At 71.0% G+C, this 25,808-nt stretch carries 23 protein-coding genes and 4 tRNA genes; 12 read left to right on the top strand and 15 right to left on the bottom strand.

Going from position 1 to position 25,808, the window contains the following annotated elements; genetic code table 11:
• Positions 1 to 223 precede the first annotated feature (223 nt).
• On the top strand, positions 224 to 1,438 hold the full coding sequence (locus tag ACFWAR_RS24990) for a S8 family peptidase (protein WP_385781094.1): 1,215 nt from the start codon (positions 224 to 226) through the stop codon (positions 1,436 to 1,438).
• 94 nt (positions 1,439 to 1,532) lie between these two features.
• On the opposite strand, the gene ACFWAR_RS24985 is transcribed toward ACFWAR_RS24990, so the two are convergent.
• The 4 genes from ACFWAR_RS24985 to ACFWAR_RS24970 all read right to left on the bottom strand — a co-directional run bounded on the left by ACFWAR_RS24985 (position 1,533) and on the right by ACFWAR_RS24970 (position 5,485).
• A complete protein-coding gene (locus ACFWAR_RS24985; protein WP_385781091.1) occupies positions 1,533 to 3,713 on the bottom strand; it encodes a DEAD/DEAH box helicase in 2,181 nt (726 codons plus the stop codon).
• A gap of 287 nt (positions 3,714 to 4,000) precedes the next feature.
• Positions 4,001 to 4,543 (bottom strand): hypothetical protein, encoded by a 543-nt coding sequence (locus ACFWAR_RS24980; protein WP_385781089.1) that lies wholly within the window; start codon positions 4,541 to 4,543, stop codon positions 4,001 to 4,003.
• Between the two features lie 115 nt (positions 4,544 to 4,658).
• Positions 4,659 to 5,036: a fluoride efflux transporter CrcB gene (gene crcB / locus ACFWAR_RS24975; protein WP_385781087.1), complete on the bottom strand. Its 378-nt coding sequence runs from the start codon at positions 5,034 to 5,036 to the stop codon at positions 4,659 to 4,661.
• The gene (locus ACFWAR_RS24970) at positions 5,033 to 5,485 is read right to left on the bottom strand and encodes a CrcB family protein (RefSeq protein WP_385781084.1); all 453 of its coding nucleotides are present in this window, start codon (positions 5,483 to 5,485) and stop codon (positions 5,033 to 5,035) included. Before ACFWAR_RS24970 ends, crcB begins: the two co-directional genes overlap by 4 nt.
• A 67-nt stretch (positions 5,486 to 5,552) precedes the next feature.
• On the opposite strand from ACFWAR_RS24970, the gene ACFWAR_RS24965 reads away from it, so the two are divergent.
• From ACFWAR_RS24965 to ACFWAR_RS24950, 4 genes are all read left to right on the top strand, one after another.
• Positions 5,553 to 5,903 carry a metallopeptidase family protein gene (locus ACFWAR_RS24965; RefSeq protein ID WP_385781081.1) on the top strand — a complete coding sequence of 117 codons (351 nt, stop codon included), beginning with the start codon at positions 5,553 to 5,555 and terminating at the stop codon, positions 5,901 to 5,903.
• Positions 5,904 to 6,025: 122 nt separating this feature from the next.
• A tRNA-Glu gene (locus ACFWAR_RS24960) sits at positions 6,026 to 6,098 on the top strand.
• Positions 6,099 to 6,137: 39 nt separating this feature from the next.
• Positions 6,138 to 6,211, top strand: a tRNA-Asp gene (locus ACFWAR_RS24955).
• A gap of 22 nt (positions 6,212 to 6,233) precedes the next feature.
• A tRNA-Phe gene (locus ACFWAR_RS24950) sits at positions 6,234 to 6,310 on the top strand.
• 37 nt (positions 6,311 to 6,347) lie between these two features.
• Here ACFWAR_RS24950 and ACFWAR_RS24945 read toward each other — a convergent pair.
• The 3 genes from ACFWAR_RS24945 to ACFWAR_RS24935 are packed head-to-tail and all read right to left on the bottom strand — an operon-like array spanning position 6,348 to position 8,401.
• On the bottom strand, positions 6,348 to 7,196 hold the full coding sequence (locus ACFWAR_RS24945) for a cytochrome c biogenesis CcdA family protein (protein ID WP_385781079.1): 849 nt from the start codon (positions 7,194 to 7,196) through the stop codon (positions 6,348 to 6,350).
• Positions 7,193 to 7,939, bottom strand: a complete 747-nt coding sequence (locus tag ACFWAR_RS24940) for a DsbA family protein (protein WP_385781077.1) — start codon at positions 7,937 to 7,939, stop codon at positions 7,193 to 7,195. Before ACFWAR_RS24940 ends, ACFWAR_RS24945 begins: the two co-directional genes overlap by 4 nt.
• 60 nt (positions 7,940 to 7,999) lie before the next feature.
• Positions 8,000 to 8,401 carry a hypothetical protein gene (locus tag ACFWAR_RS24935; RefSeq protein WP_385781074.1) on the bottom strand — a complete coding sequence of 134 codons (402 nt, stop codon included), beginning with the start codon at positions 8,399 to 8,401 and terminating at the stop codon, positions 8,000 to 8,002.
• A 118-nt stretch (positions 8,402 to 8,519) separates the two neighbouring features.
• On the opposite strand from ACFWAR_RS24935, the gene hrpA reads away from it, so the two are divergent.
• The 3 genes from hrpA (at position 8,520) to ACFWAR_RS24920 (ending at position 12,946) form a co-directional block, all read left to right on the top strand.
• A complete protein-coding gene (gene hrpA, locus ACFWAR_RS24930; protein WP_385781071.1) occupies positions 8,520 to 12,443 on the top strand; it encodes an ATP-dependent RNA helicase HrpA in 3,924 nt (1,307 codons plus the stop codon).
• 79 nt (positions 12,444 to 12,522) lie between these two features.
• Positions 12,523 to 12,596, top strand: a tRNA-Asp gene (locus tag ACFWAR_RS24925).
• Positions 12,597 to 12,754: 158 nt separating this feature from the next.
• Complete coding sequence (locus ACFWAR_RS24920; protein ID WP_385781068.1) at positions 12,755 to 12,946, top strand: DUF6274 family protein; 192 nt, start codon at positions 12,755 to 12,757, stop codon at positions 12,944 to 12,946.
• A 345-nt stretch (positions 12,947 to 13,291) separates the two neighbouring features.
• On the opposite strand, the gene bldC is transcribed toward ACFWAR_RS24920, so the two are convergent.
• Complete coding sequence (gene bldC / locus ACFWAR_RS24915; RefSeq protein WP_003949541.1) at positions 13,292 to 13,498, bottom strand: developmental transcriptional regulator BldC; 207 nt, start codon at positions 13,496 to 13,498, stop codon at positions 13,292 to 13,294.
• A gap of 512 nt (positions 13,499 to 14,010) precedes the next feature.
• The gene (locus ACFWAR_RS24910) at positions 14,011 to 14,865 is read right to left on the bottom strand and encodes a hypothetical protein (protein ID WP_385781065.1); all 855 of its coding nucleotides are present in this window, start codon (positions 14,863 to 14,865) and stop codon (positions 14,011 to 14,013) included.
• Between the two features lie 190 nt (positions 14,866 to 15,055).
• On the opposite strand from ACFWAR_RS24910, the gene ACFWAR_RS24905 reads away from it, so the two are divergent.
• Both ACFWAR_RS24905 and ACFWAR_RS24900 read left to right on the top strand, forming a co-directional pair.
• Entirely contained in the window at positions 15,056 to 16,162 is a 1,107-nt protein-coding gene (locus tag ACFWAR_RS24905) for a Glu/Leu/Phe/Val dehydrogenase dimerization domain-containing protein (RefSeq protein WP_354378989.1), read from the top strand.
• 348 nt (positions 16,163 to 16,510) lie between these two features.
• Complete coding sequence (locus ACFWAR_RS24900) at positions 16,511 to 16,777, top strand: DUF3073 domain-containing protein (protein ID WP_385781063.1); 267 nt, start codon at positions 16,511 to 16,513, stop codon at positions 16,775 to 16,777.
• 118 nt (positions 16,778 to 16,895) lie between these two features.
• On the opposite strand, the gene purM is transcribed toward ACFWAR_RS24900, so the two are convergent.
• Together purM and purF are read right to left on the bottom strand one after the other, a co-directional pair.
• Entirely contained in the window at positions 16,896 to 17,966 is a 1,071-nt protein-coding gene (gene purM, locus ACFWAR_RS24895; RefSeq protein ID WP_385781060.1) for a phosphoribosylformylglycinamidine cyclo-ligase, read from the bottom strand.
• 49 nt (positions 17,967 to 18,015) lie between these two features.
• Positions 18,016 to 19,533, bottom strand: a complete 1,518-nt coding sequence (purF, locus tag ACFWAR_RS24890; protein WP_385781057.1) for an amidophosphoribosyltransferase — start codon at positions 19,531 to 19,533, stop codon at positions 18,016 to 18,018.
• Between the two features lie 158 nt (positions 19,534 to 19,691).
• Here purF and ACFWAR_RS24885 point away from each other — a divergent pair, with 158 nt between their 5' ends.
• Both ACFWAR_RS24885 and ACFWAR_RS24880 read left to right on the top strand, forming a co-directional pair.
• Positions 19,692 to 19,787, top strand: coding sequence for a putative leader peptide (locus ACFWAR_RS24885; RefSeq protein ID WP_385781054.1), 96 nt, complete (start codon positions 19,692 to 19,694; stop codon positions 19,785 to 19,787).
• A gap of 110 nt (positions 19,788 to 19,897) precedes the next feature.
• Positions 19,898 to 21,340, top strand: a complete 1,443-nt coding sequence (locus ACFWAR_RS24880; RefSeq protein ID WP_385781051.1) for a sulfatase-like hydrolase/transferase — start codon at positions 19,898 to 19,900, stop codon at positions 21,338 to 21,340.
• A gap of 44 nt (positions 21,341 to 21,384) precedes the next feature.
• Here the strand turns inward: ACFWAR_RS24880 and ACFWAR_RS24875 are convergent, their stop codons facing one another.
• The 4 genes from ACFWAR_RS24875 to purQ form a co-directional block, all read right to left on the bottom strand.
• The gene (locus tag ACFWAR_RS24875; protein ID WP_385781048.1) at positions 21,385 to 22,176 is read right to left on the bottom strand and encodes a sterol carrier family protein; all 792 of its coding nucleotides are present in this window, start codon (positions 22,174 to 22,176) and stop codon (positions 21,385 to 21,387) included.
• A 40-nt stretch (positions 22,177 to 22,216) separates the two neighbouring features.
• Entirely contained in the window at positions 22,217 to 22,756 is a 540-nt protein-coding gene (locus tag ACFWAR_RS24870; protein WP_385781046.1) for a hypothetical protein, read from the bottom strand.
• A gap of 123 nt (positions 22,757 to 22,879) precedes the next feature.
• The gene (gene purL / locus ACFWAR_RS24865) at positions 22,880 to 25,129 is read right to left on the bottom strand and encodes a phosphoribosylformylglycinamidine synthase subunit PurL (protein ID WP_385781044.1); all 2,250 of its coding nucleotides are present in this window, start codon (positions 25,127 to 25,129) and stop codon (positions 22,880 to 22,882) included.
• The gene (gene purQ, locus ACFWAR_RS24860) at positions 25,126 to 25,806 is read right to left on the bottom strand and encodes a phosphoribosylformylglycinamidine synthase subunit PurQ (RefSeq protein ID WP_385781041.1); all 681 of its coding nucleotides are present in this window, start codon (positions 25,804 to 25,806) and stop codon (positions 25,126 to 25,128) included. Before purQ ends, purL begins: the two co-directional genes overlap by 4 nt.
• Positions 25,807 to 25,808: the final 2 nt, after the last annotated feature.

The following is a 25,808-nucleotide window of genomic DNA, read 5'->3' as shown; positions in this document are numbered from 1 at the left end:
GTTCGGGCGGCGCGGGCGGACGTACCGCCCGCGAAGAACGATAGGCGGGCACCGACCTCGGACGCCGTCCCGCAGGGCCGGGCGGGCCGATCCGATGGTCGACCAAGCGGTCCCCGATGCACGGCCGATACAAAGGCCGCTCGAAAGGCCAGCCGGGTGAGATAACCGGAATCCGCAAGAATGTCCTAGTACATTATCGTTTCTGCATGATGCCCTGCGCGCCATGACCACTCGCAGCAAGCTCGTGCTCGCGGCCACCGTCACCGCGGCCCTCGCCCTCGCCGCCCCGCTGGCGACCGCCGCTTCATCCACCGCCGCACCGGAGCCGAACCCGGCGCCGCTGATCCGCTCGGGCAACCCGGTGGCCGGCAAGTACATCGTCACCCTCGACAAGCTCGTGGACCCCGCCAAGGCGGCCGAGAAGCTGGGCGTGAAGCCGACCTTCCTCTACACCAAGGCCCTCAACGGCTTCGCCGTCCCGCTGACCCCGGTCCAGCTGACGATCGTCCGCAACAGCCTGGGGGTGAAGTCGGTCGAGGAGGACTCGAAGCTCTCCTCGCCCGCGTCGGAGGGCGTCCCGAGCCGCTCCGCGCCCCGCGGCCCGGCCGCGGCCTGGGGCCTGGACCGGATCGACCAGAAGCAACTGCCGCTCGACGGCAACTTCACCACCGAGGGCAACGGCGCCGGGGTGACCGCCTACATCCTGGACACCGGCATCGACTACAAGCACACGGAGTTCGGCGGTCCCGACCACAGCCGCGCCACCTTCGGCTTCGACGCCGTGGGCGACGGCCGGGACGGCCTGGACTGCAACGGCCACGGCACGCACGTCGCGGGCACGGTCGCGGGCAAGACCTACGGGGTGGCGTCCAAGGCGAACGTCGTCAGCGTCCGGGTCCTCGACTGCGCGGGCAAGGGCGAGTACTCCGGGATGATCGCCGGGCTGGACTGGGTCGCGAAGAACGCCAAGCAGCCCGCCGTCCTCAACGGATCCCTGGGCGGCGACAAGTCCCAGGCCCTCAACGACGCGGCGACCGCCCTGTCCGACGCGGGGGTCCTGCCCGTCCTCGCGGCGGGCAACGACGCCAAGGACGCCGGCTTCGTCTCCCCGGCCTCCGCCGACCGGGTCGTGACCGTCGCCGCCTCCAACAAGTACGACGAGGAGACCGACTTCTCCAACTGGGGTACGGCCGTGGAGCTCTACGCACCCGGTGAGGACATCCTCTCCGCGAAGCTCGGCGGCGGATCGGTCTCCCTGAACGGCACCTCCATGGCGGCGCCGCACGTCACCGGCGCCGCGGTCCTCTACAAGCAGGCCCACCCCAAGGCGGACCCGGGCGAGCTCGCCGACTTCCTGGAGGAGGGGTCCACCAAGGACGTCCTGAAGAAGCTCAGCAAGAGCAGCCCGAACGCGATCCTCTTCACCGGCGGCCTCTAGCCCCGGAAACGCACTCGGCCCCCACCGCACCGGAGTGCCGTGGGGGCCGAGCGGACGCCTGGGGTCAGGCGTCAGGTGTCACAGGTGCCGACGATCAGCCGTTGCGCTTCCAGCGCGGCTTGTCGTCGCGGCGGCCGGCGCCGCCACCGAAGGAGCCGGAGCCGGAGCCCGACGGACGGTGGTCGTCACGACGGCCGTAGGGGCGGTCGCCGCCACCGGAGCGGAAGCCGCCGGAGGGGCGGTCGCCACCGCGGTCGTCACGGTTGAAGCCACCCGAGGGACGGTCGTCGCGACGGAAACCACCGGACGGACGGTCGTCACGACGGAAGCCACCACCGGTCGGACGGTCGCCACCGGAGCGGAAGCCGCCCGAGGGACGGTCGTCGCGGCGGAAGCCACCGGACGGACGGTCGTCACGACGGTCGCCACCGGAGCGGAAGCCACCGGAGGGGCGGTCGTCGCGGCGGAAGCCACCGGACGGACGGTCGTCACGACGGTCGCCACCGGAGCGGAAGCCGCCACGGTCGCCACCGCGGTCACCGCGGTCGTCACGGTTGAAGCCACCACGGCCGCTGCGCTCGCCGCGGTCGTCGCGACGCTCGTAGCTGCCGCGCTCGTCACGGCGCTGGACGGCCTGCGCCTCGGCGGCGGCAGCGGCGGCTGCGGCCTCGGCCGCGACCTCCGCCTCGGCGGCCTCGGCGACCTCGGCCACGGCGGCCTCCGGGTCCTCGCCGCGCTCACGGGCGGAACGGGCGACGAGGCGGTCGGCCTCCTCGCGCAGCTCCACGGCGCGGCGCTGGACGCGCTCCAGCTGCTTGGTGAGGTCGGCGACCTCGCGCTCGGCCTGCTTCGCGGCGTTGTTCGCGGAGTCGGCCTGGACCTCGGACAGCGAGCGGGCACCGGTGATCTCGGCGACCTCGGGCTCGAACGCGCCCGCACCGCCGACGATGTGGCGCGAGGCGTCGACGCCCGCGTCCTCCATCAGGCGGAAGATCTGGCGGCGCTGGTGCGGCAGGGACAGCGAGACCACGACACCCGACTTGCCGGCGCGGGCGGTACGGCCCGAGCGGTGCAGGTAGTCCTTGTGGTCGCCGGCCGGGTCCACGTTCAGGACCAGGTCGATGCCGTCGACGTGGATGCCGCGGGCGGCGACGTCGGTCGCGACGAGCGCGTTGACGTAGCCCTTCTTGAAGTCTTCCAGGACGCGGGTGCGGGCACCCTGCGTCATGCCGCCGTGCAGCGCGTCGGCCTTCACGCCGGACTCGATGAGCTGCTCGGCGATGCGGTCGGCGCCCAGCTGGGTGCGGACGAAGATGATCGTGCGGCCCTTGCGGGCGGCGATGGCGGCCGTGACCGGCGCCTTGTCCTTCGGCTTCACGACGAGGACGTGGTGGCTCATGGTCGAGACGTTGCCCTGCGCGCTGTCGACCTCGTGGGTGACGGGGTTCGACAGGTAACGCTTGACGAGCGTGCCGATCTCGTTCTCCATGGTGGCGGAGAAGAGCATGCGCTGGCCGCCGCCGGGGATCTGGTCGAGCAGCTCGGTGACCTCGGGCAGGAAGCCCAGGTCGGACATCTGGTCGGCCTCGTCGAGGACGGCGACCTGGACGTTCTCGAGCGAGCAGGCGCCGCGGTTGATGATGTCGCGCAGACGGCCCGGGGTGGCGACGAGGACGTCGACGCCGCGCTCCAGGGCGTAGATCTGGTTGCCCATCGAGGTACCGCCGCAGACGACCTTGAGCTTCAGGCCGAGCACGTCACCGTACGGCTGGAGCGCGTCGGCGACCTGCATGGCGAGCTCGCGGGTCGGGGTCAGGATGACCGCGCGGGGCTTCTTCTTCTCGGTGTGGCCACCGGCCAGGACGGCCAGGGTGGGCAGACCGAAGGAGAGGGTCTTGCCGGAGCCGGTGCGGCCACGGCCGAGGATGTCCTTGCCGGCCAGGGCGTCCGGGATGGTCGCGGCCTGGATCGGGAAGGGGGCGGTGACACCGTTCTGCGCGAGCTTGCGGACGATCCCGTCCGGCAGACCGAGGTCGCCGAAGGTGATCGTGGGCTCGGCGTCGGCGGCCTCGTCGGCGGCAACGGCGTCGATGGACTGGTCGTTCGTCATGTCGGCCTCAATTGCATCGATGTCGGCGGCGAGCGAGTCGGTGACGGTCGGGTCGATCACGTGGGTGTCGACGGCTTCGACGATCTCGACGGACTCGACGGCCTGCACGGCGTCGATGGAGTCGTTCTCGGGCATGACGGGACGGTCAGAACTGGAAATGGACATGCGAAATGCGAAACCTTCCGGAGTCTCGGCACGCGCCCAAACTCCGTGAATCGCAAATCGACCGCCTCAATGCGGTCAGCCACGGTAGGGGAGAGTACGCGCCACGCGGCGCTCTTCGGATTCGGCGCCGGGCAATGGGATCAAACGATCTATAACCATACGCACCCTCCCCCCACTCTGGCAAGTCACCCCCACGAGGAAGCGGCTGACCTGCAAGAACGTCACTGCGTCGAACGGGAGTACGCATGACGCGCACCCGTGCGGCAGGGCCCGGAGAGGGCGCCGGACTACACCACGGGACTCACCGAGGGCTCCGGCGAAGGGGCCGCGGACGTGGGCGGAGTCACAGGCGGAGTCGGCTCCGACGGGGGCGTGGGAGAGGGCTGGGAGCCCCCGCCCGTGCCGCCCGCCCCCGCGGTCGTCCCGCCCGCCGAGGGCGGCAGCTGGGTCCCGGGGCCGGGGCCCGCCGGTCCGCCCGTGCCCCCACCGGCCGCCGCGCCCGGTCCGGCCGACGGCGAGGGGCCGCCGGGCAGTCCCGCCGTCACGGCGCCTGGACTGGCCGAGGCGCCCGGGGGCAGGGCCTTCCCGTCGGGGCCCACGGCGCTCCCCTTGTCGCCCGCCCCGCCCTTCTTGTCGTGCCCGCTGCCGTGCGCCCCGCCGCCCCGGCTCCCCGAGGAGGCGCCCTCGGAGTCGGCGGCGGCTCCCCGGCGACCGGCCGGGGAGGTCGCGCCGGGCTTGGCGGCGTCGGCGCCGACGCTCATGCAGCCCGCCGTGGCCGCGAGCGCGAGGGTGGCGACGGCCAGTCGGACCGAAGCGGACAAGTGGCGCACGGGTGGCACCTCCGGGACAGGGCAGGGTTCCGCGGTGAACGGGTCAATGTGTCCAACTCTCTTTGCCCCGTAAGAGACACGCCCCTTGCGCCACCGGCTGCGCGCGCCCCCGCGCTCAGCCCCCGGCCAGCGCCCGCGCCACCTGCGACCCGAGGTGTACGGCGCCCAGTCCGACCAGCACGGACGCGGCCACGTTCGCCACCGCGAGGAACTTCCAGCCCCGTTCGGCCAGTCGGAGGGTCTCGTAGGAGAACGTCGAATAGGTCGTCAGAGCCCCGCACAGGCCCGTCCCCACGAGCAGGCCCACCCGCGAGGAGGCCGCCCCCGCGAGCGTCGCCCCGGTCAGCGCGCCGAGCACCAGGCACCCGAGGGCGTTCACCACGAACGTCCCCCAGGGGAAGACCGAGTCGTGCCGCGGCCGCACCGCGCGGTCCGTCAGATAGCGCAGCGGCGCCCCGACGGCCGCGCCGATCACCACCAGCAGCCAGTTCACGCCCGCACCATCCCGTCCACCGCGCGCCGGGTGATCGCCGCCGCCGCCCACACCGCGCCCAGCGCCCCGGCCAGCGTGGCCCCGGCGTAGGCCAGGGCCGTACCGGCCGCGCCCCCGTCCAGCAGCCGCTCGACGTCGAGGGCGTAGGTGGAGAAGGTGGTGAAGCCGCCGAGCACGCCCACCCCGAGGAAGGGCCGCAGCAGCGGGTGCGGCCCGGTGCGCCCGTCCTCCGCGACGAGCACCATCAGGACGCCGATCAGCGCGCAGCCGATCACGTTGGTCCAGAAGGTCGCCCAGGGGAACGCCCCGGGCGCGGCCGGCCACAGCAGCGCGAGCCCGTAGCGGGCCGAGGCCCCGAGCACGCCTCCCGCCGAGACGGCGGCGAGCACCGGACCCTGCCGCTCCGGCGGGGCGCTCGCCCCCACCGGGTCTCCCACGGGGATTTCCATGCGGCCCATTCTCACGCGCCGGGGCGCATCCCTCCCGGTCGGCGCCCGGCTCCCGGACAATGGGCGGGTGCTGCAGATGACGCGCGACGACTTCGAAGAGCTGGTGGCCCAGGCCCTGGACCGGATCCCGCCCGAGCTGACCCGGGTGATGGACAACGTGGCCGTGTTCGTGGAGGACGAACCTCCCGCGGACGATCCGGAACTGCTGGGCCTCTACGAGGGGACGCCGCTCACGGAGCGCGGCGAGTGGTACGCCGGGGTGCTGCCCGACCGGATCTCCATCTACATGGGCCCGACCCTGCGCTACTGCGAGGTGCCCGACGACGTGGTGCACGAGGTCGCCGTGACCGTCGTGCACGAGATCGCCCACCACTTCGGCATCGACGACGAACGCCTCCACGAGCTGGGCTGGGGCTGACCCGCAGGCCGGGGCGGCGGACCCGCGGATCGGGCGGGGGAAACCGTTTTGGCGATCGCCGCCCCGATCCCATATGCTTCTCACGTCCCCGACGCGCTGGAAAGTGCCTAGGCGGGCCTTTAGCCCTCATCGTCTAGTGGCCCAGGACGCCGCCCTTTCAAGGCGGTAGCACGGGTTCGAATCCCGTTGGGGGTACGCAACACCATGTGCGAGACTTGCGCTCGCACATAGCAAGGACCTGTGGAGCAGTTGGTTAGCTCGCCACCCTGTCAAGGTGGAGGTCGCGGGTTCAAGTCCCGTCAGGTTCGCTGAAGCTCGTAAGAGTTTCGTGGCTGGGTAGCTCAGTTGGTACGAGCGATCGCCTGAAAAGCGATAGGTCGCCGGTTCGACCCCGGCCCCAGCCACCAGATAGAAGGCCCCGTCCATCGGACGGGGCCTTCTGCGTCATCCCTCCTCCGGCTCCGCCCCGTCGGCGGTCCGGGCCCTGCGGCGCCACTGCGCCAGGCCCGCGACCAGCGCCCCGACCGCGACCAGCCCGAGCAGCGCCCAGTCCGGCACCGCGTCCGCGACGGAGCGCACCCGCTCCTCCACGGCGAACGAGTCGTCCACGTCCAGCAGCCCCGGCAGGGCGCTCGCCCCGTCGTACGCCAGGAACATCGCGCCCAGCGCGATGAAGAACAGGCCGGACGCCAGCGTGGTGGTGTGCAGTTCGAAGCGGCCCGCCCGGACCACCCGGCCGCGCAGCCAGCGCCGCCGCCCGAGGTCGAACCGCTCCCAGAGCAGGGCCAGCAGGAAGAGCGGCAGGGCCATCCCCAGCGCGTACACCGCGAGCAGCAGACCGCCGTAGACCGGGCTGCCGCTCACGGCCGCGACGGTGAGAACGCTGCCCAGGATCGGCCCGGCGCAGAAGCCGGCCAGCCCGTAGACCGCGCCCAGCGCGTACACGGACAGCGCGGTCGTCGGGCGGATCCGCCCCGACAGCTCGGAGATCCGGCGCGGGGCGAAGCCCATGCCGAGCACCTGCGCCAGGCCGAGCGCGATGATCAGCCAGCCGCCGAAGAGGACCAGGGCGTCCCGGTTGCCGTGGAAGAAGCGGCCCGCGTACGAACCGGCCGCGCCCAGCGGGACCAGGGTGGTCGCGAGCCCGGCGTAGAAGATCCCGGTGCGGGCCAGCAGTCGGGACGTGGAATCGATGGAGTAGGCGAAGAAGGCGGGCAGCAACAGCGCGCTGCACGGGCTGAGCAGCGCGAGGAGGCCGCCCAGGAGGGCGGCCAGGTATCCGATGTCGCTCACTTCGCGGCCGCCGCCCGCGCGTCCCGCTCGGCCTTGGCGATGGCCGCGTCGAAGGCGGAGACCGGCTGGGCGCCCGCGATCGGCTGCCCGTTGACCAGGAAGGACGGGGTGGAGGTGACACCGATGCGGTAGCCCTCCTCCTGGTCCTTGGCGACGGCCGCCGCCGCCTGCTCGCCGCCCATGTCCTTCGCGAAGCGGTCCAGGTCGGGGATCCCGGCCTCCTTGGCGATCTCCAGCAGGCGGGCCTCGCCGAAGCCCTTCTCCTTGGCGCCGTCCGCGTAGGCGGCGGCGTGGAAGGCGGCGAAGCGGTCCTGCTGGGCGGCGGCCCAGGCGGCCTTCGCGGCGGCCTCGGACTCGGCGCCGAAAATCGGGAAGTTGCGCCATTCGATGCGCAGGGTGCCGGCGTCGACGTACTTCTTCACCAGTTCGGGTTCTGTGTCGCGGGCGAACTTGCCGCAGTAGCCGCACTTGAAGTCGGAGTACTCGATGAGGACGACGGGCGCGTCGGCGCGCCCGGTGGTGAGCTTGTCGTTCGCGTCGCGGCGGGCCAGCTTCATCAGCTCGGCCCTGGCGTCGGGGACCTCGGGCGCGGACGCGGACGAGGAGGAGCGCGTGGCGGCGGCGTCCTCGGTGGAGGTGGCCTGCCAGGAGACGATGCCGAGGGTGACGGCGGCGACCGCGACCCCGGCGCTGATCAGCAGGGGCTTGCGGGACGGACGCGGCGAACCTTGGGAAGGGGACATGCGGGTGCTCCGGAGTGACGTACGGGAAGGGACGGGGACGGACCGGGGACGGCCGTCCTCCTAGACCCGCATCACGGACAGCTCCAGCGGCCCCGGCGCCGGCCGGTCCGGCCCGCGCGCGGGCGCTCGTACGGGGTCGCCCCGGGCGTGGTCGACCTGTTCCGGGGCGCACCGCGCCAGCGGTGCGCAGCCGTGGTCCCCGGGCCCGCGCAGCGGGAGCGCGGGCACCCGCCCGCGGTCGGGGTCGCCCGGTGCGCAGGAGGGGCCCCGGTCGGGTGACGCCTGCGGGTCCGCGGTGGCGCGGGTCCCGACCGGGCCGTCCGCGGCACGGGCGAACGCGGCGGCCGTCGCGGGGGCGGCCGCGGGGGCGGGCGACCGGGCCGGTACCTGCGCCGCACACCCCAGCAGCACCGCGAGAACGGCGCCCCACAGGCACCACAGGCGCGGACCGGGGCGGGACATGGCGGGCCTCTCACAGGAAGGACGTGGTTACTTGGGGTGACTCGTCCGGAAATGGTACGGGGCCGCCCCACAAATGCGTTCGCCACCCGACGCCCACGGGTGAGATCCTCGACCAGGTATGTCTACTTCCTTCGCCGCCCTGCAGACGCTTCTCGGTGAGATCTCCCTCCGCGACGCGCACCGCCTCGGCCGCCGCCTCGAAGGCGCCCGCCGCATCCGTAAGCCCGAGGCCAAGCAGGCCGTGCTCGACGAGATCGCCGCGGAGGCCGAGAAGGCCGCCGCGCGTCTGGCCGGCCGCGCCTCGCGCATGCCCGAGGTCACCTATCCCGAGAACCTTCCGGTCAGCCAGAAGAAGGACGAGATCGCCGAGGCGATACGCGACCACCAGGTCGTGATCGTCGCGGGCGAGACCGGCTCCGGCAAGACCACGCAGATCCCCAAGATCTGCATGGAGCTGGGGCGCGGCGTCCGGGGCATGATCGGGCACACCCAGCCCCGCCGGATCGCCGCCCGCACGGTCGCGGAGCGGATCGCCGAGGAGCTGAAGTCCGAGATCGGCCAGACCGTCGGCTGGAAGGTCCGGTTCACCGATCAGGTGGACCAGGACGCGACCTTCGTGAAGCTGATGACCGACGGCATCCTCCTCGCGGAGATCCAGACGGACCGCGAGCTGCGCGCCTACGACACGATCATCATCGACGAGGCCCACGAGCGGTCGCTGAACATCGACTTCCTGCTCGGGTACCTGGCCACGCTGCTGCCCAAGCGCCCCGACCTCAAGGTGATCATCACCTCGGCAACGATCGACCCCGAGCGCTTCTCCCGGCACTTCGGCGAGGCCCCGATCGTCGAGGTCAGCGGCCGTACGTACCCGGTCGAGGTGCGCTACCGCCCGCTCCTGGAAGAGGACGGCGACGACAGCGACCGCGACCAGATCACCGCGATCTGCGAGGCCGTCGACGAGCTCCAGTCCGAGGGGCCGGGCGACGTCCTGGTCTTCCTCTCGGGCGAGCGCGAGATCCGCGACACGGCGGACGCCCTGAACAAGCGAAACCTGCGCTTCACCGAGGTGCTCCCCCTCTACGCCCGGCTCTCGCACGCCGAGCAGCACCGCGTCTTCCAGCAGCACACGGGCCGGCGCATCGTGCTCGCGACCAACGTCGCCGAGACCTCGCTGACCGTCCCGGGCATCAAGTACGTGATCGACCCGGGCAACGCCCGCATCTCCCGCTACAGCCACCGCACCAAGGTGCAGCGGCTGCCGATCGAGCGGATCTCGCAGGCCAGCGCCAACCAGCGCAAGGGCCGCTGCGGCCGCACCTCGGACGGCATCTGCATCCGCCTGTACTCCGAGGACGACTTCCTCTCGCGCCCGGAGTTCACGGACGCCGAGATCCTGCGCACCAACCTCGCCTCCGTCATCCTCCAGATGACCGCGGCGGGCCTCGGCGAGATCGAGAAGTTCCCCTTCATCGACCCGCCGGACCACCGCAACATCCGCGACGGCGTGCAACTGCTCCAGGAGCTGGGCGCGCTCGACCCGGCGGAGAAGGACCACACCAAGCGGCTCACCCCGATGGGCCGCCAGCTGTCCCAGCTGCCCGTGGACCCGCGCCTGGCCCGCATGGTGGTCGAGGCGGACAAGAACAACTGCGTGCGCGAGGTCATGGTCATCGCCGCCGCCCTGTCGATCCAGGACCCGCGCGAGCGGCCCTCGGACAAGCAGACGCAGGCCGACCAGAACCACGCCCGGTTCAAGGACGAGACCAGCGACTTCCTCTCGTTCCTCAACATGTGGCGCTACGTCCGCGAGCAGCAGAAGGAGCGCGGCTCCTCCTCCTTCCGCCGGATGTGCAAGCAGGAGTACCTGAACTTCCTGCGGATCCGCGAGTGGCAGGACATCTACTCGCAGCTGCGCACGGTCGCCAAGACGATGGGCATCCACGTCAACGAGGCAGATGCCCCCGAGCAGCACATCCACGTGTCGCTGCTGGCCGGTCTGCTGTCGCACATCGGGCTCAAGGACACCGACAAGAACGAGTACCTGGGCGCGCGCTCCGCGAAGTTCGCGATCTTCCCCGGTTCGGCGCTGTTCAAGAAGCAGCCGAAATTCGTCATGTCCGCGGAGCTGGTGGAGACCTCTCGGCTGTGGGCGCGGGTCAACGCGAAGGTCGAGCCCGAATGGGTCGAGCCGCTGGCCCAGCACCTGATCAAGCGCACGTACAGCGAACCGCACTGGGAGAAGGACCAGGCGGCGGTGATGGCGTACGAGAAGGTCACGCTGTACGGCGTCCCCATCGTCGCCCAGCGGAAGATCAACTACGGCCGGATCGACGCCGAGGTCTCGCGCGAGCTCTTCATCCGCAACGCGCTGGTCGAGGGCGACTGGCGCACGCACCACAAGTTCTACGCCGACAACCGCAAGCTGCTGACCGAGGTCGAGGAGCTGGAGAACCGGGCCCGGCGCCGGGACATCGTGGTCGACGACGAGACCCTCTTCGACTTCTACGACCAGAAGATCCCCGAACACGTGGTGTCGGGCGCGCACTTCGACTCCTGGTGGAAGCACAAGAAGCGGGACGAGCCGGAGCTGCTCGACTTCGAGCGCGAGATGCTGCTCACCGAGAAGGCCGCCGGGGTCACCAAGGACGACTATCCGGACTCCTGGCGCCAGGGCCCGCTCAAGTTCCGGGTGACCTACCAGTTCGAGCCGGGCGCGGACGCGGACGGCGTGACCGTGCACGTCCCGCTGACCGTGCTGAACCAGGTCACGGACGAGGGCTTCGACTGGCAGATCCCGGGCCTGCGCGAGGAGATCGTCACCGAGCTGATCCGCTCGCTGCCCAAGCCGATCCGCCGGCACTACGTGCCCGCGCCGAACTTCGCGACCCGCTTCCTGGACACCGCCGTACCGCTCCAGGAGCCGCTGACGGTGACGCTCGCGCGCGAGCTGAAGCGGATGGTCGGGGTCCCGGTCACGGCCGAGGACTTCGACCTCAGCCGGATCGCCGACCACCTCAAGATCACCTTCCGGATCGTCGACGAGCGCCGCAAGAACCTCGCCGAGGACAAGGACCTGGAGGCCCTGCGGCTGCGCCTGCGGCCCAAGGCGCGCCAGGCGCTCTCCCAGGCCGCCGCGGCGACCGCCGAGCGCGCGGGCGGCGAGACCATCGAGCGGACCGGGCTGACGGACTGGACGATCGGCACCCTGACCAAGGTCTTCGAGACCCGGCGGGCGGGCCAGCCGGTGAAGGCCTATCCGGCGCTGGTGGACGCGGGCGCGAGCGTCTCCGTACGGCTCTTCGACACGGAGGCCGAGCAGCAGCTGGCGATGTGGCGCGGGACCCGGAGGCTGATCCTGCTCAACATCGCGGTGAACCCCGCCAAGTTCGCCTCGGACAAGCTGGGCAACCAGGCGAAGCTGGCGCTCTCCCGCAATCCGCACGGCTCCATCCAGGCTCTCTTCGAGGACTGCGCGACGGCGGCGGCCGACAAGCTGATCGCCGACCACGGCGGGCCCGCCTGGGACGAGGCGGGCTTCCGCAAGCTCTACGACGCGGTGCGGACCGACCTGGTGGACACGACCGTACGCACGGTCGCCCAGGTGCAGCAGGTGCTGGCCGCCTGGCAGGCCTGTGAGCGCCGTCTGAAGGCGACGAACAGCCTGACCCTGGTCAAGAACGTGCAGGACGTGCAGAAGCAGCTGGCGGCCCTGGTGCCGGCCGGCTTCGTGACCCTCACCGGGCTGCGGCGGCTGCCCGACCTGATGCGCTATCTGGTGGCGGCCGACCGGCGCCTGCAGCAGATGCCGACCTCGGTCCAGCGCGACACCACGCGCATGGAGAAGGTCCACGAGATGCAGGACGAGTACGCCTGGCTGCTGGAGCAGTTGCCCCAGGGCCGGCCGGTGCCGACGGCGGTCACGGACATCCGCTGGATGATCGAGGAACTGCGGGTGAGCTACTTCGCCCACGCCCTCGGGACGGCCTATCCGGTCTCCGACAAGCGCATCGTGAAGGCGGTCGACGCCCTGGCGCCGTGACGGCGCCGTGATCGGGTTCGACCTCACCCCCCCAGCTGTTGTACAGTCGGTTTCGCAGCCACCAAGTGGCCGCGAACGAGGACCTGTGGAGCAGTTGGTTAGCTCGCCACCCTGTCAAGGTGGAGGTCGCGGGTTCAAGTCCCGTCAGGTTCGCAGTAACGACAGGGCCCGTATCCCCCAGGGATACGGGCCCTGTCGCGTTTCCGCCCGACAGCACGGCACGACACGGCACCGCACGGCGCGCGCGACCGGCCCCGGGAAGATCACGGGCCGTACGGCCGCCGCAGGCACGGGAGGTGTGGCTTTCCCCCATGAACGCCCGCGACGAGCTCAGAGCGCTCCTGAGGGCCCACCTGGCGGCCTCGGGAGGCCGCCGCCACCTCACGCGTCACTGCCTCCTCTGCAACCGGCTCATGCGGCTCGCACGGGAGGCGGAGCGCGAGGCGCGGCGGCGGCCGGGACAGGAACCCCCGCCGGGGGCCGAAGGTCCCGCTCCGGCATGACTTCTGCCGTCCGGCCAGCCCCATTACGGGCGCAATGCCGGATGTACAAGAGTTGTTAGCTGTAACGGGAGTCACCACATGAGTTTTTGAGACACCCACGTTTATCACGCGCCTACGCCTCTTCGATTTAATATGTGCAATGGCACCCCCTCTCGGGAGACCCCGCCGACACGGCACCCGCACCCGCGTCAGGGCATAAAAAAGATCGCGCTGGACCCGGCGGAGTCCAGCGCGACCGACGGCTGATGAACCTGTTGGGGCAGGTCCGGGCCGCATGAAGCTATGCGGGTTTCATCGGATTGGGGGATCCGATATCGACCCGGTAAAAGGTTGTGCTGCGGGACCTCAGGCCTCGCTGCGCTGCTGCGGAATTCCCGCGAGCAGAGCGCGAACCTCGGCCTCGCGGTAGCGGCGGTGCCCACCCAGGGTGCGGATGGACGTGAGCTTGCCAGCCTTGGCCCAGCGAGTGACCGTCTTCGGGTCCACGCGGAACATCGTGGCAACCTCAGCCGGGGTCAGCAGCGGCTCGGCATCAGGGGTGCGAGCGGTCATGAGCGGCCTCCTCGGGAGAACCGAACCATCTCGGTTCTTTCCTCTAAATTCTGCACCTTGGCCCTCGTTGCCCGAAATGGACAGACGAAGGCCGAGTCGGTTATAGGACGAACGGCTTGTCCTCGGCACTACAACTACACCATCTGTCCAGCCTCGTCGGCCAAACCGATGGAATTGCCCTCCGAGGTGTTCATCAGCGGCGGAAGCCGATGGACCGTCCCATAACGGACAGTCACCCCACCGTAACGATCAGTCACAGAGCGATCAGGAGTCGCTAGACCCCCCATAGCGTGCAATGTCGAGCAATCCGCCCAAAGTTGGGCGGAAGGAACCCTCCCCGGACTCCTTGTCCTATTTTGGCACGAGGGTAGGGGAAGGGCGCAAGGGTGTGGAAAGTGCGGTCCGTCACGCTTGAGCCAATGGCCCGGATCGGGACGTAGGTCCTGGCACTAAGACCCTAATGAGTGAATCGTCCGGAAGTACCACGGGTTGTGGCCGTTCGGACGATACGGCTAGTTGGCGAACAGTCTCTCCCGAACAGCCCGCCAACGGTCGGCCAATATGACGTACGTCTCTACGGCACCTTCGGTGTCCCCCGCCCGCAGCGCCGCGATCCCCGCCGCCAGTTCCGCCGCCGACCGGTCCCGCGCCAACCCCGCCGCCGGCAGTCCGTGGACCAGGCCGCCGTAGTCCAGCTCGACCATCGAGCGCGGATGGAACTCCTCCAGCCAGCTGCCGACCTCGACCAGGCCGTCCGCCAACGCCCCGTACCCCTCCGCCTCGCGCAGGGTCCGCAGCCCGCGCGCGAGCCTGCGGCGCGCCTGGACCATCGGCGTCCGGTAGCGCAGCACCTCCCCGGGCACGTACTCCCGCTCCTCGTCCGCGACCAGGACGAACCACCGCAGCGGGACCTGCCAGACCGCCGTGCGGATCCACGGGCGCGCGTCCGGGTTCCGCTCCCGCCAGGCCTCGTACTCCTCCTCCGCCCGGCGGCGCACCCCCGGCGGCAGGGCCGCGTCCAGCACCGGGCGCGGGAAGTCGGCCTCCAAGTCCTGGAGCGCCAGCCAGCCGCGCAGCCGGGTCCGCCACGGGCACACCAGCAGCACCCCGTCCCACTCCGCGGTGAAGGCGTCCGCGCTCTCGTGCGCCGGCACCCCGACCAGCGGCACGCGCACCAGGTCGGCCAGCGACCGGCGCAGCTCGTCCTGGGCGGTCGGGGTGTGCCCGCGCCGGGCGTAGTCGGCCCAGTGCGCGCGCTCCGGTTCCGCGAAGGCGGCCAGGGGTTCGTACACGCGCAGGTAGGACGCGTAGGGGACGGTCGGTGCCTGGCGCGCGGCGGGCAGCCGGGGGTCGGGGGATTCGCTCACGCTCTCGTACTCCCCCGCGCCGGGCGCCCGTACGCCGCCGCGCGCCCCCGACCGGGGAGAAATCCGCTCAGAAGTCCGAACGGCCGTCCGATCCCCGGACAGGACGCTCCGGGGCGGCCCGCAGGTCTTACGCTGCTCCCAACAACGCCCTCCCCACCCGCAGGAGGGCGCTTCCCGCCGCATCTCATCCATGGGAGTCACCACCGTGACCGAAATGACCGACGGCGTCCTGCACACCCTGTTCCGCACGGAACAGGGCGGCCACGAGCAGGTCGTGCTCTGCCAGGACCGCGCCAGTGGCCTCAAGGCCGTCATCGCCCTTCACTCCACCGCACTGGGCCCCGCCCTCGGCGGTACGCGCTTCCACGCGTACGCCTCGGACGAGGAGGCCGTCCTCGACGCCCTCAACCTCGCCCGCGGAATGTCGTACAAGAACGCCCTCGCCGGGCTCGACCACGGCGGCGGCAAGGCCGTGATCATCGGCGACCCGGACGTCCTCAAGAGCGAGGAACTGCTGCTGGCCTACGGCCGGTTCGTGGAGTCCCTCGGCGGCCGCTACGTGACCGCCTGCGACGTCGGCACCTACGTCGCCGACATGGACGTCGTCGCCCGCGAGACCCGCTGGGCCACCGGCCGCTCCCCCGAGAACGGCGGCGCCGGCGACTCCTCGGTGCTCACCGCCTTCGGCGTCTTCCAGGGCATGCGCGCCAGCGCCCAGCACCTGTGGGGCGACCCGACCCTGCGCGGCCGCAAGGTCGGCGTCGCGGGCGTAGGCAAGGTCGGCCACCACCTGGTGGAGCACCTGCTGGCGGACGGGGCGGAGGTCGTCATCACCGACGTCCGCGCCGAGTCCGTGCAGCGGATCCTGGACAAGCACCCGGGCAAGGTGACGGCGGTCGCCGACACCGACGCGCTGATCCGGCTGGCGGGACTGGACATCTACGCGCCCTGCGCGCTCGGCGGCGCCCTCGACGACGTCACCGTGCCGGTCCTCACCGCGAAGGTGGTGTGCGGCGCCGCGAACAACCAGCTGGCGCACCCCGGCGTGGAGAAGGACCTCGCGGACCGCGGCATCCTCTACGCGCCGGACTACGTGGTCAACGCCGGCGGCGTGATCCAGGTCGCCGACGAGCTGCACGGCTTCGACTTCGACCGCTGCAAGACCAAGGCGACGAAGATCTTCGACACCACGCTGGCCATATTCGCACGTGCGAAGTCGGACGGGATTCCGCCGGCTGCGGCGGCCGACCGGATCGCCGAGCAGCGGATGGCCGAAGCGCGCGCCGCGCGGGGCTAGTCGACGGGTTCGACCGACGGGTCGGCGCCCGGTGGAAACCGGCGCCGGCCCTGGTTCGGGGCGGGTTCAGGGCGTGTGTGCACCCGCCGGGGTTGCGGAGAGACGGAACTCACTGCGCTTCGGCGGGTCGCTCGCCAATATAGGGTTAAAATCGCAGCTGACCAGCGAGTACGGGGCGTCTCGCAGGCACTGTGCCGGGGCACGTCATGCGGGCGGCGTACCGTATGGCCGCGGAAGCAGGTACCGTTAAAGCCCTACGGACGGTCTCTCCACGGAGAGCCCGCTCCGAACCATGAACGCGTGTCAGACTCTGGGGCCGTCGAGCCCCGTCACCGAGGGGGTCGAGCCATGGGGCGCGGCCGGGCCAAGGCCAAGCAGACAAAGGTCGCCCGCCAGCTGAAGTACAACAGCGGCGGGACTGACCTCTCGCGTCTGGCCAATGAGCTGGGCGCATCGCCGACGGACCCGCTGCCTGTCAGCGCGCCCGTCGAGGTCGATGACGAGCTGGAAGACGATGACGACGACCCGTACGCCAAGTACGCGAAGTTGTACAACGGCGATGACGAGGACGAGGACGAAGAGTCCGGCCCGTCGGCGCAACGTCGCGGCGCTTGACGCATCCAGCGTCTACACCGCACCACCAGCATCCGAACAACACTGAAACCCGGTCCAGGGCCTGAGCCCCGGACCGGGTTTCCGTGCGTTCCCGGCGCCTTGGCCGGTCCTGTGGAGCTCAGCTCGCGTAGTCGCCCGTGAGGGTCGAGCCCTCGGTGTGCGCGCCGCGGTCGAGGATCTCGCCGGCGACCCAGGCGTCGACGCCCCGGTCGGCCAGCGTGGTCAGGGCCACGTCCACGGATTCCTGCGGAACCACGGCCATCATGCCGACGCCCATGTTCAGCGTCTTCTCCAGCTCCAGGCGCTCGACCTTGCCGGCGCGGCCGACCAGGTCGAAGATCGCACCGGGGGCCCAGGTCGAGCGGTCGACCGTGGCGTGCAGGTGGTCCGGGACGACCCGGGCGAGGTTGGCCGCGAGGCCGCCGCCCGTGATGTGCGAGAAGGCGTGGACCTCGGCGGTGCGGGTGAGGGCCAGGCAGTCCAGCGAGTAGATCTTGGTCGGCTCCAGGAGCTCCTCGCCCAGGGTCCGGCCGAGCTCCTCCACGTGCCCCTCCAGCGCCATCTTGGCGTGGTTGAGGAGGACGTGGCGGACCAGCGAGTACCCGTTCGAGTGAAGCCCGGACGAAGCCATCGCGATGACGGCGTCCCCCGTACGGATGCGGTCCGCGCCGAGCAGGGAGTCGTACTCGACGACTCCCGTACCGGCGCCGGCGACGTCGAAGTCGTCCGGACCGAGCAGACCCGGGTGTTCGGCGGTCTCGCCGCCCACCAGGGCGCAGCCGGCCAGGACGCAGCCCTCGGCGATGCCCTTGACGATGGCCGCGACCCGCTCCGGGTGGACCTTGCCGACGCAGATGTAGTCGGTCATGAAGAGCGGCTCGGCGCCGCAGACGACGATGTCGTCCATGACCATCGCGACCAGGTCGTGGCCGATCGTGTCGTACACGCCGAGCTGGCGGGCGATGTCCACCTTGGTGCCGACGCCGTCGGTGGCCGAGGCCAGGAGCGGGCGCTCGTAGCGCTTGAGGGCGGAGGCGTCGAAGAGGCCGGCGAAACCGCCGAGGCCGCCGAGGACCTCGGGGCGCTGCGTCTTCTTCACCCACTCCTTCATCAGCTCGACGGCGCGGTCGCCCGCTTCGATGTCGACGCCCGCGGCTGCGTAGCTGGCACCGGTGGTCTTCTCTGTCATGACAGGGATGAGCTTTCGTGTCGTTACTGCGGTTACTGCGGGTGCGTGATCAGGGACGACGGAGCGCGTCGGCGGCGTCCTTGCCACCGGCCAGCTCGGTCTCCAGGAGCTGCTTGCCCAGCAGCTGCGGGTCGGGCAGCTCCATGGGGTACTCGCCGTCGAAGCAGGCCCGGCAGAGGTTGGGCTTCTGGATGGTCGTCGCCTCGATCATCGAGTCGAGCGAGATGTACGAGAGGGAGTCGGCACCCATGGAGGTGGCGATCTCGTCGACGGTCATGCCGTTGGCGATCAGCTCCGCACGGGTGGCGAAGTCGATGCCGAAGAAGCAGGGCCACTTCACGGGCGGGGAGGAGATCCGGATGTGGACCTCGGCCGCGCCGGCCTCGCGGAGCATCTTGACCAGGGCGCGCTGGGTGTTGCCGCGGACGATCGAGTCGTCGACGACCACCAGGCGCTTGCCCCGGATGACTTCCTTGAGGGGGTTCAGCTTCAACCGGATGCCGAGCTGGCGGATCGTCTGCGAGGGCTGGATGAAGGTCCGGCCGACGTAGGCGTTCTTGACCAGGCCGACGCCGTACGGGATCCCGCTGGCTTCGGCGTATCCGACGGCGGCGGGCGTGCCGGACTCCGGTGTCGATATCACCAGGTCGGCATCGGCCGGGGCTTCCTTGGCCAGGCGACGGCCCATCTCGACGCGCGAGAGGTAGACGTTCCGGCCGGCGATGTCGGTGTCCGGGCGCGCCAGGTAGACGTACTCGAAGACACAGCCCTTGGGCTTCGCTTCCGCGAATCGGGAGGAACGCAGACCGTTCTCGTCGATCGCGATGAGCTCGCCCGGTTCGACCTCGCGGACGAAGCTGGCGCCGCAGATGTCGAGGGCGGCGGTCTCGCTCGCCACCACCCAGCCGCGCTCCAGGCGGCCGAGGACCAGCGGGCGGATGCCCTGCGGGTCACGAGCGGTGTAGAGCGTCCCCTCGTCCATGAAGACGAGCGAGAAGGCGCCCTTGACCTGCGGGAGGACCTTGGTGGCCGACTCCTCGATGGTCAGGGGGCGGCCGTCGTCGTCCGTCTGCCCGGCGAGCAGGGCCGTCACGAGGTCCGTGTCGTTGGTCGCGGCCACCTGGGTGGCACGGCCGTCCTGCCGGGGGAGGTCGGCGACCATCCCCGCCAGCTCGGCGGTGTTCACCAGGTTTCCGTTGTGACCCAGGGCAATGGAGCCGTGGGCCGTCGCACGGAAGGTGGGTTGCGCGTTCTCCCAGACGGAGGCTCCGGTGGTCGAGTAGCGGGCGTGACCGACCGCGATATGACCTTGGAGGGATCCGAGGGAGGTTTCGTCGAAGACCTGGGACACGAGGCCCATGTCCTTGAAGACGAGGATCTGGGAACCGTTGCTCACAGCGATTCCCGCGGACTCTTGTCCGCGGTGCTGCAGTGCATACAGTCCGAAGTAGGTGAGCTTGGCGACCTCTTCACCCGGAGCCCAGACACCGAAGACGCCGCAAGCGTCCTGGGGGCCCTTCTCACCGGGGAGCAGGTCGTGGTTGAGTCGTCCATCACCACGAGGCACGCTTTGAGTGTAGGCGAGATCGACCACTGGTCCGAATTGGCGAAGGCCAGGAAATGTCACAGTGCGGACAGTCCGGTAAACCGGACGCAGGGTGACCGTCTCGATATCCGGGATGCCCTGGTTGACAGGTACCTGTGGGTTCGCACAAGCTCCCCTCCATGCAGTCCCTCGGTGACCAGTGCGTCACCCTCGTTGAGCGCCGCCACGTAGACCTGGTCCGTGTCGCGAGCGCTATCTGTCGCTGTTCCGCGTAACCACTCACATTTCGCGGTTCTTTTCCCTTTTCTGACCCTTTCTGGGTCTTTTCTGTCTGGGCCGGCCGGAGACTTCCGTCGGCGGCTCCGCCCTGGACTGGAGTACCTCTGTGAGCACCAACCGATCCGAGCTGTCCCGGCGCGCCTTCGGCGGTGCGGTGGGGGCCGGCGCGGCCACCGCCGCCGTCGCTCTCGCCGCCTCCCCGGCGCAGGCGGCCCCGGCCGCCGATGCCGCGCCCGAGGCGCAGTACGCGCAGCCCCGGGAACGGGAGTTCAAGGCGGCCCGCGGCCGCTCCGGGCGCCGCCCGAACATCCTGTTCATCCTCGGGGACGACCTGGGCTGGGCCGATCTGTCCTCCTACGGCGCCCCGCACATCAAGACCCCGAACCTGGACCGACTGGCCCGCCAGGGAGTCCGGTTCACCGACGCCTACTCGGGGTCGGCGACCTGCTCGCCGACCCGGTTCAGCCTCTACACCGGCCGCTACCCGGGCCGCACCCGGGGCGGACTGGCCGAGCCGATCGCCGACAAGTCGGCGGGCCTGGAACCCACCCACCCCACGCTGGCCTCGCTGTTGCGCGCGTCCGGCTACGCCACCGCGCTGATCGGGAAGTGGCACTGCGGCTACCTCCCCGACTACAGCCCCACCAAGTCCGGCTGGGACGAGTTCTTCGGCAACTTCGGCGGAGCCCTGGAGTACTACTCCAAGCTGGGGCTGGGCGGCGAGTACGACCTCTACGAGGGCGACGCCGAGTACAAGGACCTGCGGTACTACACCCGGATCCTGACCGAGCGCGCGAGCGAGTACGTCGGCCGCCGCCACGACAAGCCGTGGCTGCTGAACCTGAACTTCACCACCCCGCACTGGCCTTGGATAGCCGACGGCGACACCGAGGAGAGCAAGGAGGTCGTCCGCCGGATCAAGGCGGGGGACGGGCGCGCGCTGTGGCACCAGGACGGCGGCTCGGTCGAGAAGTACAAGCAGATGGTCGAGGACCTCGACCGCTCGGTCGGCCAGGTGCTCGCCGCGCTGAAGCGCTCCGGGCAGGAGGACGACACCCTCGTCTTCTTCGCCAGCGACAACGGCGGCGAGCGCTTCTCCTACAACTGGCCGCTGACCGGCAACAAGGCCTCCCTGCAGGAGGGCGGGATCCGGGTCCCCACCATCGTCCGCTGGCCGTCCCGGATCGACGGCGGCCAGGTCAGCCACGTGCCCGTGGTCACCCCGGACTGGACGGCGACCCTGCTGGAACTGGCCGGGGCCCGCCCCGACCGGGCCCACCCGCTCGACGGCAGGAGCCTGGCCGGGTACCTGCTGCGCGGCGAGAAGGCCCCGCAGCACGACCTGTTCTGGCGGGTGCGCGGGGAGCGGGCGCTGCGCCGCGGCGACTGGAAGTACTACCGCGGCAGGACGGGCCGCGACCAGCTCTTCAACCTGGCCGGGGACATCCGCGAGCAGGCCGACAAGGCGGCCCTGGAACCGGCCCGGCTCGCGGAGTTGCGGGCGGCCTGGGAGAAGACGGACGCGGGACTGCTCCCGTACCCGGCCTGATCCCGCACCGCACGGGGGCCCGTGCGACGCCCCCGTGCGGCGCGTCAGCTCATCAGGGGGAGCAGCGCGGAGAGGTCGGCGCGCTCGCCGCTGGCCCGGACCCGGGCGTCCGCCAGGGCCCCGGCCCAGCTCTCGCGGCCGGCGGCGAGCCGGATCCAGGTGACCGGGTCGGTCTCCACCACGTTCGGCGGGGTGCCCCGGGTGTGCCGGGGCCCCTCGACGCACTGGACCACCGCGAACGGCGGAACGCGGAACTCCACCGCTCCGCCCGGTGCCTTCAGCGCGAGGGCGTCGGCGAGCAGCCGGGTGCAGGCGGCCAGGGCCTGGCGGTCGATCGGGACCTCGACGCCGGTGGCGCGCCGCAGGTCATCGGTGTGCACGACCAGTTCGACGGTCCGGGTGACCACGAAGTCGGCCAGGGTCATGGCCCCGATCCACAGGTCCAGGACCCGGCTGGCGGGGTGCGACTCCAGCGCCTCGGCCAGCCGGGCCCCGGCCCGGTCGTACAGCTCCGTGAGCGGGGCCCCCTCCAGGGTCTCCTTGGCCGCTTCGGCGATCTTCCCCGCCAGGGAGGCCGTGGCGGAGGGCCACTCCTCGGCGGACAGTACGGCGACGGCGGCGGGCGGCCGGGAGAGTCCGGTGGCCAGCGAGTCGGCGATCCAGGCGATGTGCGCGGCGAGTTCGGCGACGGACCAGTGCCCGACCCCGCTCGGTCCGGCCAGCTGCTCGGGGTCCAACCCCCTTACGGCGTCCTGGACATGACCGAACTGGGCGAGGACGGCCGCGCCGGTCCTGGCGTGGTCGTAGGTGCGCGGCTTCTTCTTGGCGGGCGGCATGGGCCGACCCTACGTCCCCGGTCCGGCGGGGCGCGCGCGGTCAGGACTTCGGGGCCGCCGGCAAGGTGACCGCGCAGCCCGCCTCCGCCGCCGCGCGCAGGGCCGCCCCACGGGCCAGCTCCGCCAGGAAGCCGGGCTCGCCGCGGCCCGGGCCGTCCCCCTCGGTCGCGGCGGTGACCCGCAGGGAGGTCACTCCGCCGGACGCGGTCGGATCGACGCACTTCGCGATCGCCGTGACCCCGCGCGCGCCCTGCTCGAAGCGGCTGTCGCCCGGTTCGGCGTCCTTGGAGGAGGTCACCGTGAGGGAGAGGAACTCCCGCATCTCCCGCTGGCCCTCGAAGGTCACCGCCCGCCGCAGCACGCACAGGTGCGCTCCCGCCGGGCCGGCGTCCATCGTGTTCCCGCCGACCCGCATCACCGCGTCCGGGTCGATCAGCCCCCGGCAGGCCGTGGTGATCGCGGACCGGCTCTGCGCGCGGTCCCCGTATCGGTCGTGGACGAACCAACCCGCCACCCCGGCGGCCACCAGAGCCACCGGCAGCCCGACCCCGAGGAGCCATCGGCCCCGACTCCGCGACATCTCGCCCCCGTTCGCCCGCCGGCCCCGCACCGACGACGGTGCGGGCTGCCCGCTCGACCGAACGGACGAGCCCCCGTCCGCAGCGGTTCCGGACGGGGGCTCGGCTCGTGGCGGAGCGGCGGCTCAGGCGAGCAGTGCCGGGATGGTCGCCTCGTGCGCGGTGCGCAGTTCGTCCAGGGTGAGCGTGAACTCGCCCTGGATCTCGATCTCTTCGCCGTCCACGACACCGATGCGGGTGGCGGGCAGGCCGCGGGCGCCGCACATGTCGGTGAAGCGGAGTTCCTCGCTGCGCGGCACGGCCACGACGGCCCGGCCGGCGGACTCGGAGAAGAGGAAGGTGAAGGCGTCCAGCGCCTCCGGGACCACGATCCGCGCGCCGTTGCCGCCCTTGAGGCAGGACTCGACGAGCGCCTGGACGAGGCCGCCGTCGGACAGGTCGTGCGCGGCGTCGATCATGCCGTCGCGCGAGCCCGAGATCAGGATCTCGCCGAGGAGCTTCTCGCGGGCCAGGTCCACCTTGGGCGGCATGCCGCCGAGGTGCTGGTGGACCACCTCGGACCAGGCGGAGCCGCCCAGTTCCTCGGCCGTGTCGCCCAGCAGGTACAGCAGCTGGCCGGCCTCCGCGAACGCCATCGGCGTGCGGCGGTTGACGTCGTCGATCACACCGAGGACCGCCACGACCGGGGTCGGGTGGATCGCGGTGTCACCGGTCTGGTTGTAGAGCGAGACGTTGCCGCCGGTGACCGGGGTGCCCAGCTCCAGGCAGCCGTCGGCGAGACCGCGGGTGGCCTCGGCGAACTGCCACATGACGTCCGGGTCCTCGGGGGAACCGAAGTTCAGGCAGTCGGAGATGGCCAGCGGCTTCGCGCCGGTCGCCGCCACGTTGCGGTAGGCCTCCGCCAGCGCCAGCTGCGCGCCCGTGTAGGGGTCGAGCTTGGCGAAGCGGCCGTTGCCGTCGGTGGCCATGGCGACGCCGAGGTTGGTCTCCTCGTCGATGCGGACCATGCCGGCGTCCTCGGGCTGCGAGAGCACCGTGTTGCCCTGCACGAAGCGGTCGTACTGGTCGGTGATCCAGGACTTGGAGGCCTGGTTCGGGGAGGAGACCAGGGCCAGGACCTGCGCGCGCAGTTCCTCGGAGGTCTGCGGGCGGGGCAGCTTGGCCGCGTCGTCCGCCTGGAGCGCGTCCTGCCAGGAGGGGCGCGCGTAGGGGCGGTTGTAGACGGGGCCCTCGTGGGCGACGGTGCCCGGGGGCACGTCCACGATCTGCTCGCCGTGCCAGAAGATCTCCAGGCGCTCGCCCTCGGTCACCTCACCGATGACGGTGGCGATGACGTCCCACTTCTCGCAGATCTCCATGAACCGCTCGACGTACCGCGGCTCGACGATCGCGCACATGCGCTCCTGCGACTCGCTCATGAGGATCTCCTCGGGCGAGAGCGTCGCGTCGCGCAGCGGCACGGTGTCCAGCTCGACGCGCATGCCGCCGGAACCGGCCGAGGCCAGCTCGGACGTGGCGCAGGAGAGCCCGGCGCCGCCGAGGTCCTGGATGCCCGCGACCAGCTTCTCCTTGAAGATCTCCAGGGTGCACTCGATGAGGAGCTTCTCCTGGAAGGGGTCGCCGACCTGCACCGCGGGGCGCTTGGTGGGCTTCGTGTCGTCGAAGGTCTCGGACGCGAGGACCGAGACGCCGCCGATGCCGTCGCCGCCGGTGCGGGCGCCGTAGAGGATGACCTTGTTGCCGGGGCCGGAGGCCTTGGCGAGGTGGATGTCCTCGTGCTTCATCACGCCGATGCAGCCGGCGTTGACCAGCGGGTTGCCCTGGTAGCAGGAGTCGAAGACGACCTCGCCGCCGATGTTGGGCAGGCCCAGGCAGTTGCCGTAGCCGCCGATGCCCGCGACGACGCCCGGCAGGACGCGCTTGGTGTCGGGGTGGTCGGCGGCGCCGAAGCGCAGCGGGTCCACGACCGCGACCGGGCGGGCCCCCATGGCCAGGATGTCGCGCACGATGCCGCCGATGCCGGTGGCCGCGCCCTGGTAGGGCTCGATGTACGACGGGTGGTTGTGCGACTCGACCTTGAAGGTGACCGCGTAGCCCTGGCCGACGTCGACGACACCGGCGTTCTCGCCGATCCCGACGAGCATGGCGTCGTTCTCGGGGACCTTCTCGCCGAACTGCCTCAGGTGGACCTTGCTGCTCTTGTACGAGCAGTGCTCGGACCACATGACGGAGTACATGGCGAGCTCGGCGCCGGTGGGGCGGCGGCCGAGGATCTCGCGGATCCGGGCGTACTCGTCCTCCTTGAGGCCGAGTTCCTTCCACGGCTGGGAGGCGTCCGGGGTCTCGGTGGCGTTCTTGACGGTGTCGAGGCTCATGCGCTGACCAGCTTCTTCAGGACCGAGGTGAAGAACGGGAGGCCGTCGGTGCGGCCCGTCCCGATCAGCGGCTCGACCGCGTGCTCGGGGTGCGGCATGAGGCCGACCACGTTGCCCGCGGCGTTGGTGATGCCCGCGATGTCGCGGAGCGAGCCGTTCGGGTTGACGTCGAGGTACCGGAAGGCCACGCGACCCTCGGCCTCCAGTTCGTCGAGCGTGTGCTCGTCGGCGACGTACCGGCCGTCCATGTTCTTCAGCGGTACGGAGATCTCCTGGCCGGCGGCGTAGTCGCCGGTCCACGCGGTCTCCGCGTTCTCCACCCGCAGCTTCTGGTCGCGGCAGATGAAGTGCAGGTGGTTGTTGCGGAGCATCGCCCCCGGCAGCAGGTGGGCCTCGGTGAGGACCTGGAAGCCGTTGCAGATGCCGAGGACGGGCATGCCCGCCCTGGCCTGCTCGATGATGGTCTCCATCACCGGCGAGAACCGGGAGATGGCTCCGGCGCGCAGGTAGTCGCCGTAGCTGAAGCCGCCCGCGAGGACGACCGCGTCGACCTGGTGCAGGTCCTTGTCGCGGTGCCACAGCGAGACCGGCTCGGCCCCCGCGAGGCGAACGGCGCGCAGCGAGTCACGGTCGTCGAGCGTTCCGGGGAACGTGACGACTCCGATGCGAGTGGTCACCG

Origin of the sequence: Streptomyces sp. NPDC059917 (genome assembly GCF_042730635.1) — a bacterium.
Classification (GTDB): domain Bacteria; phylum Actinomycetota; class Actinomycetes; order Streptomycetales; family Streptomycetaceae; genus Streptomyces.
This window is presented reverse-complemented; position numbering and strand designations above follow the sequence as displayed.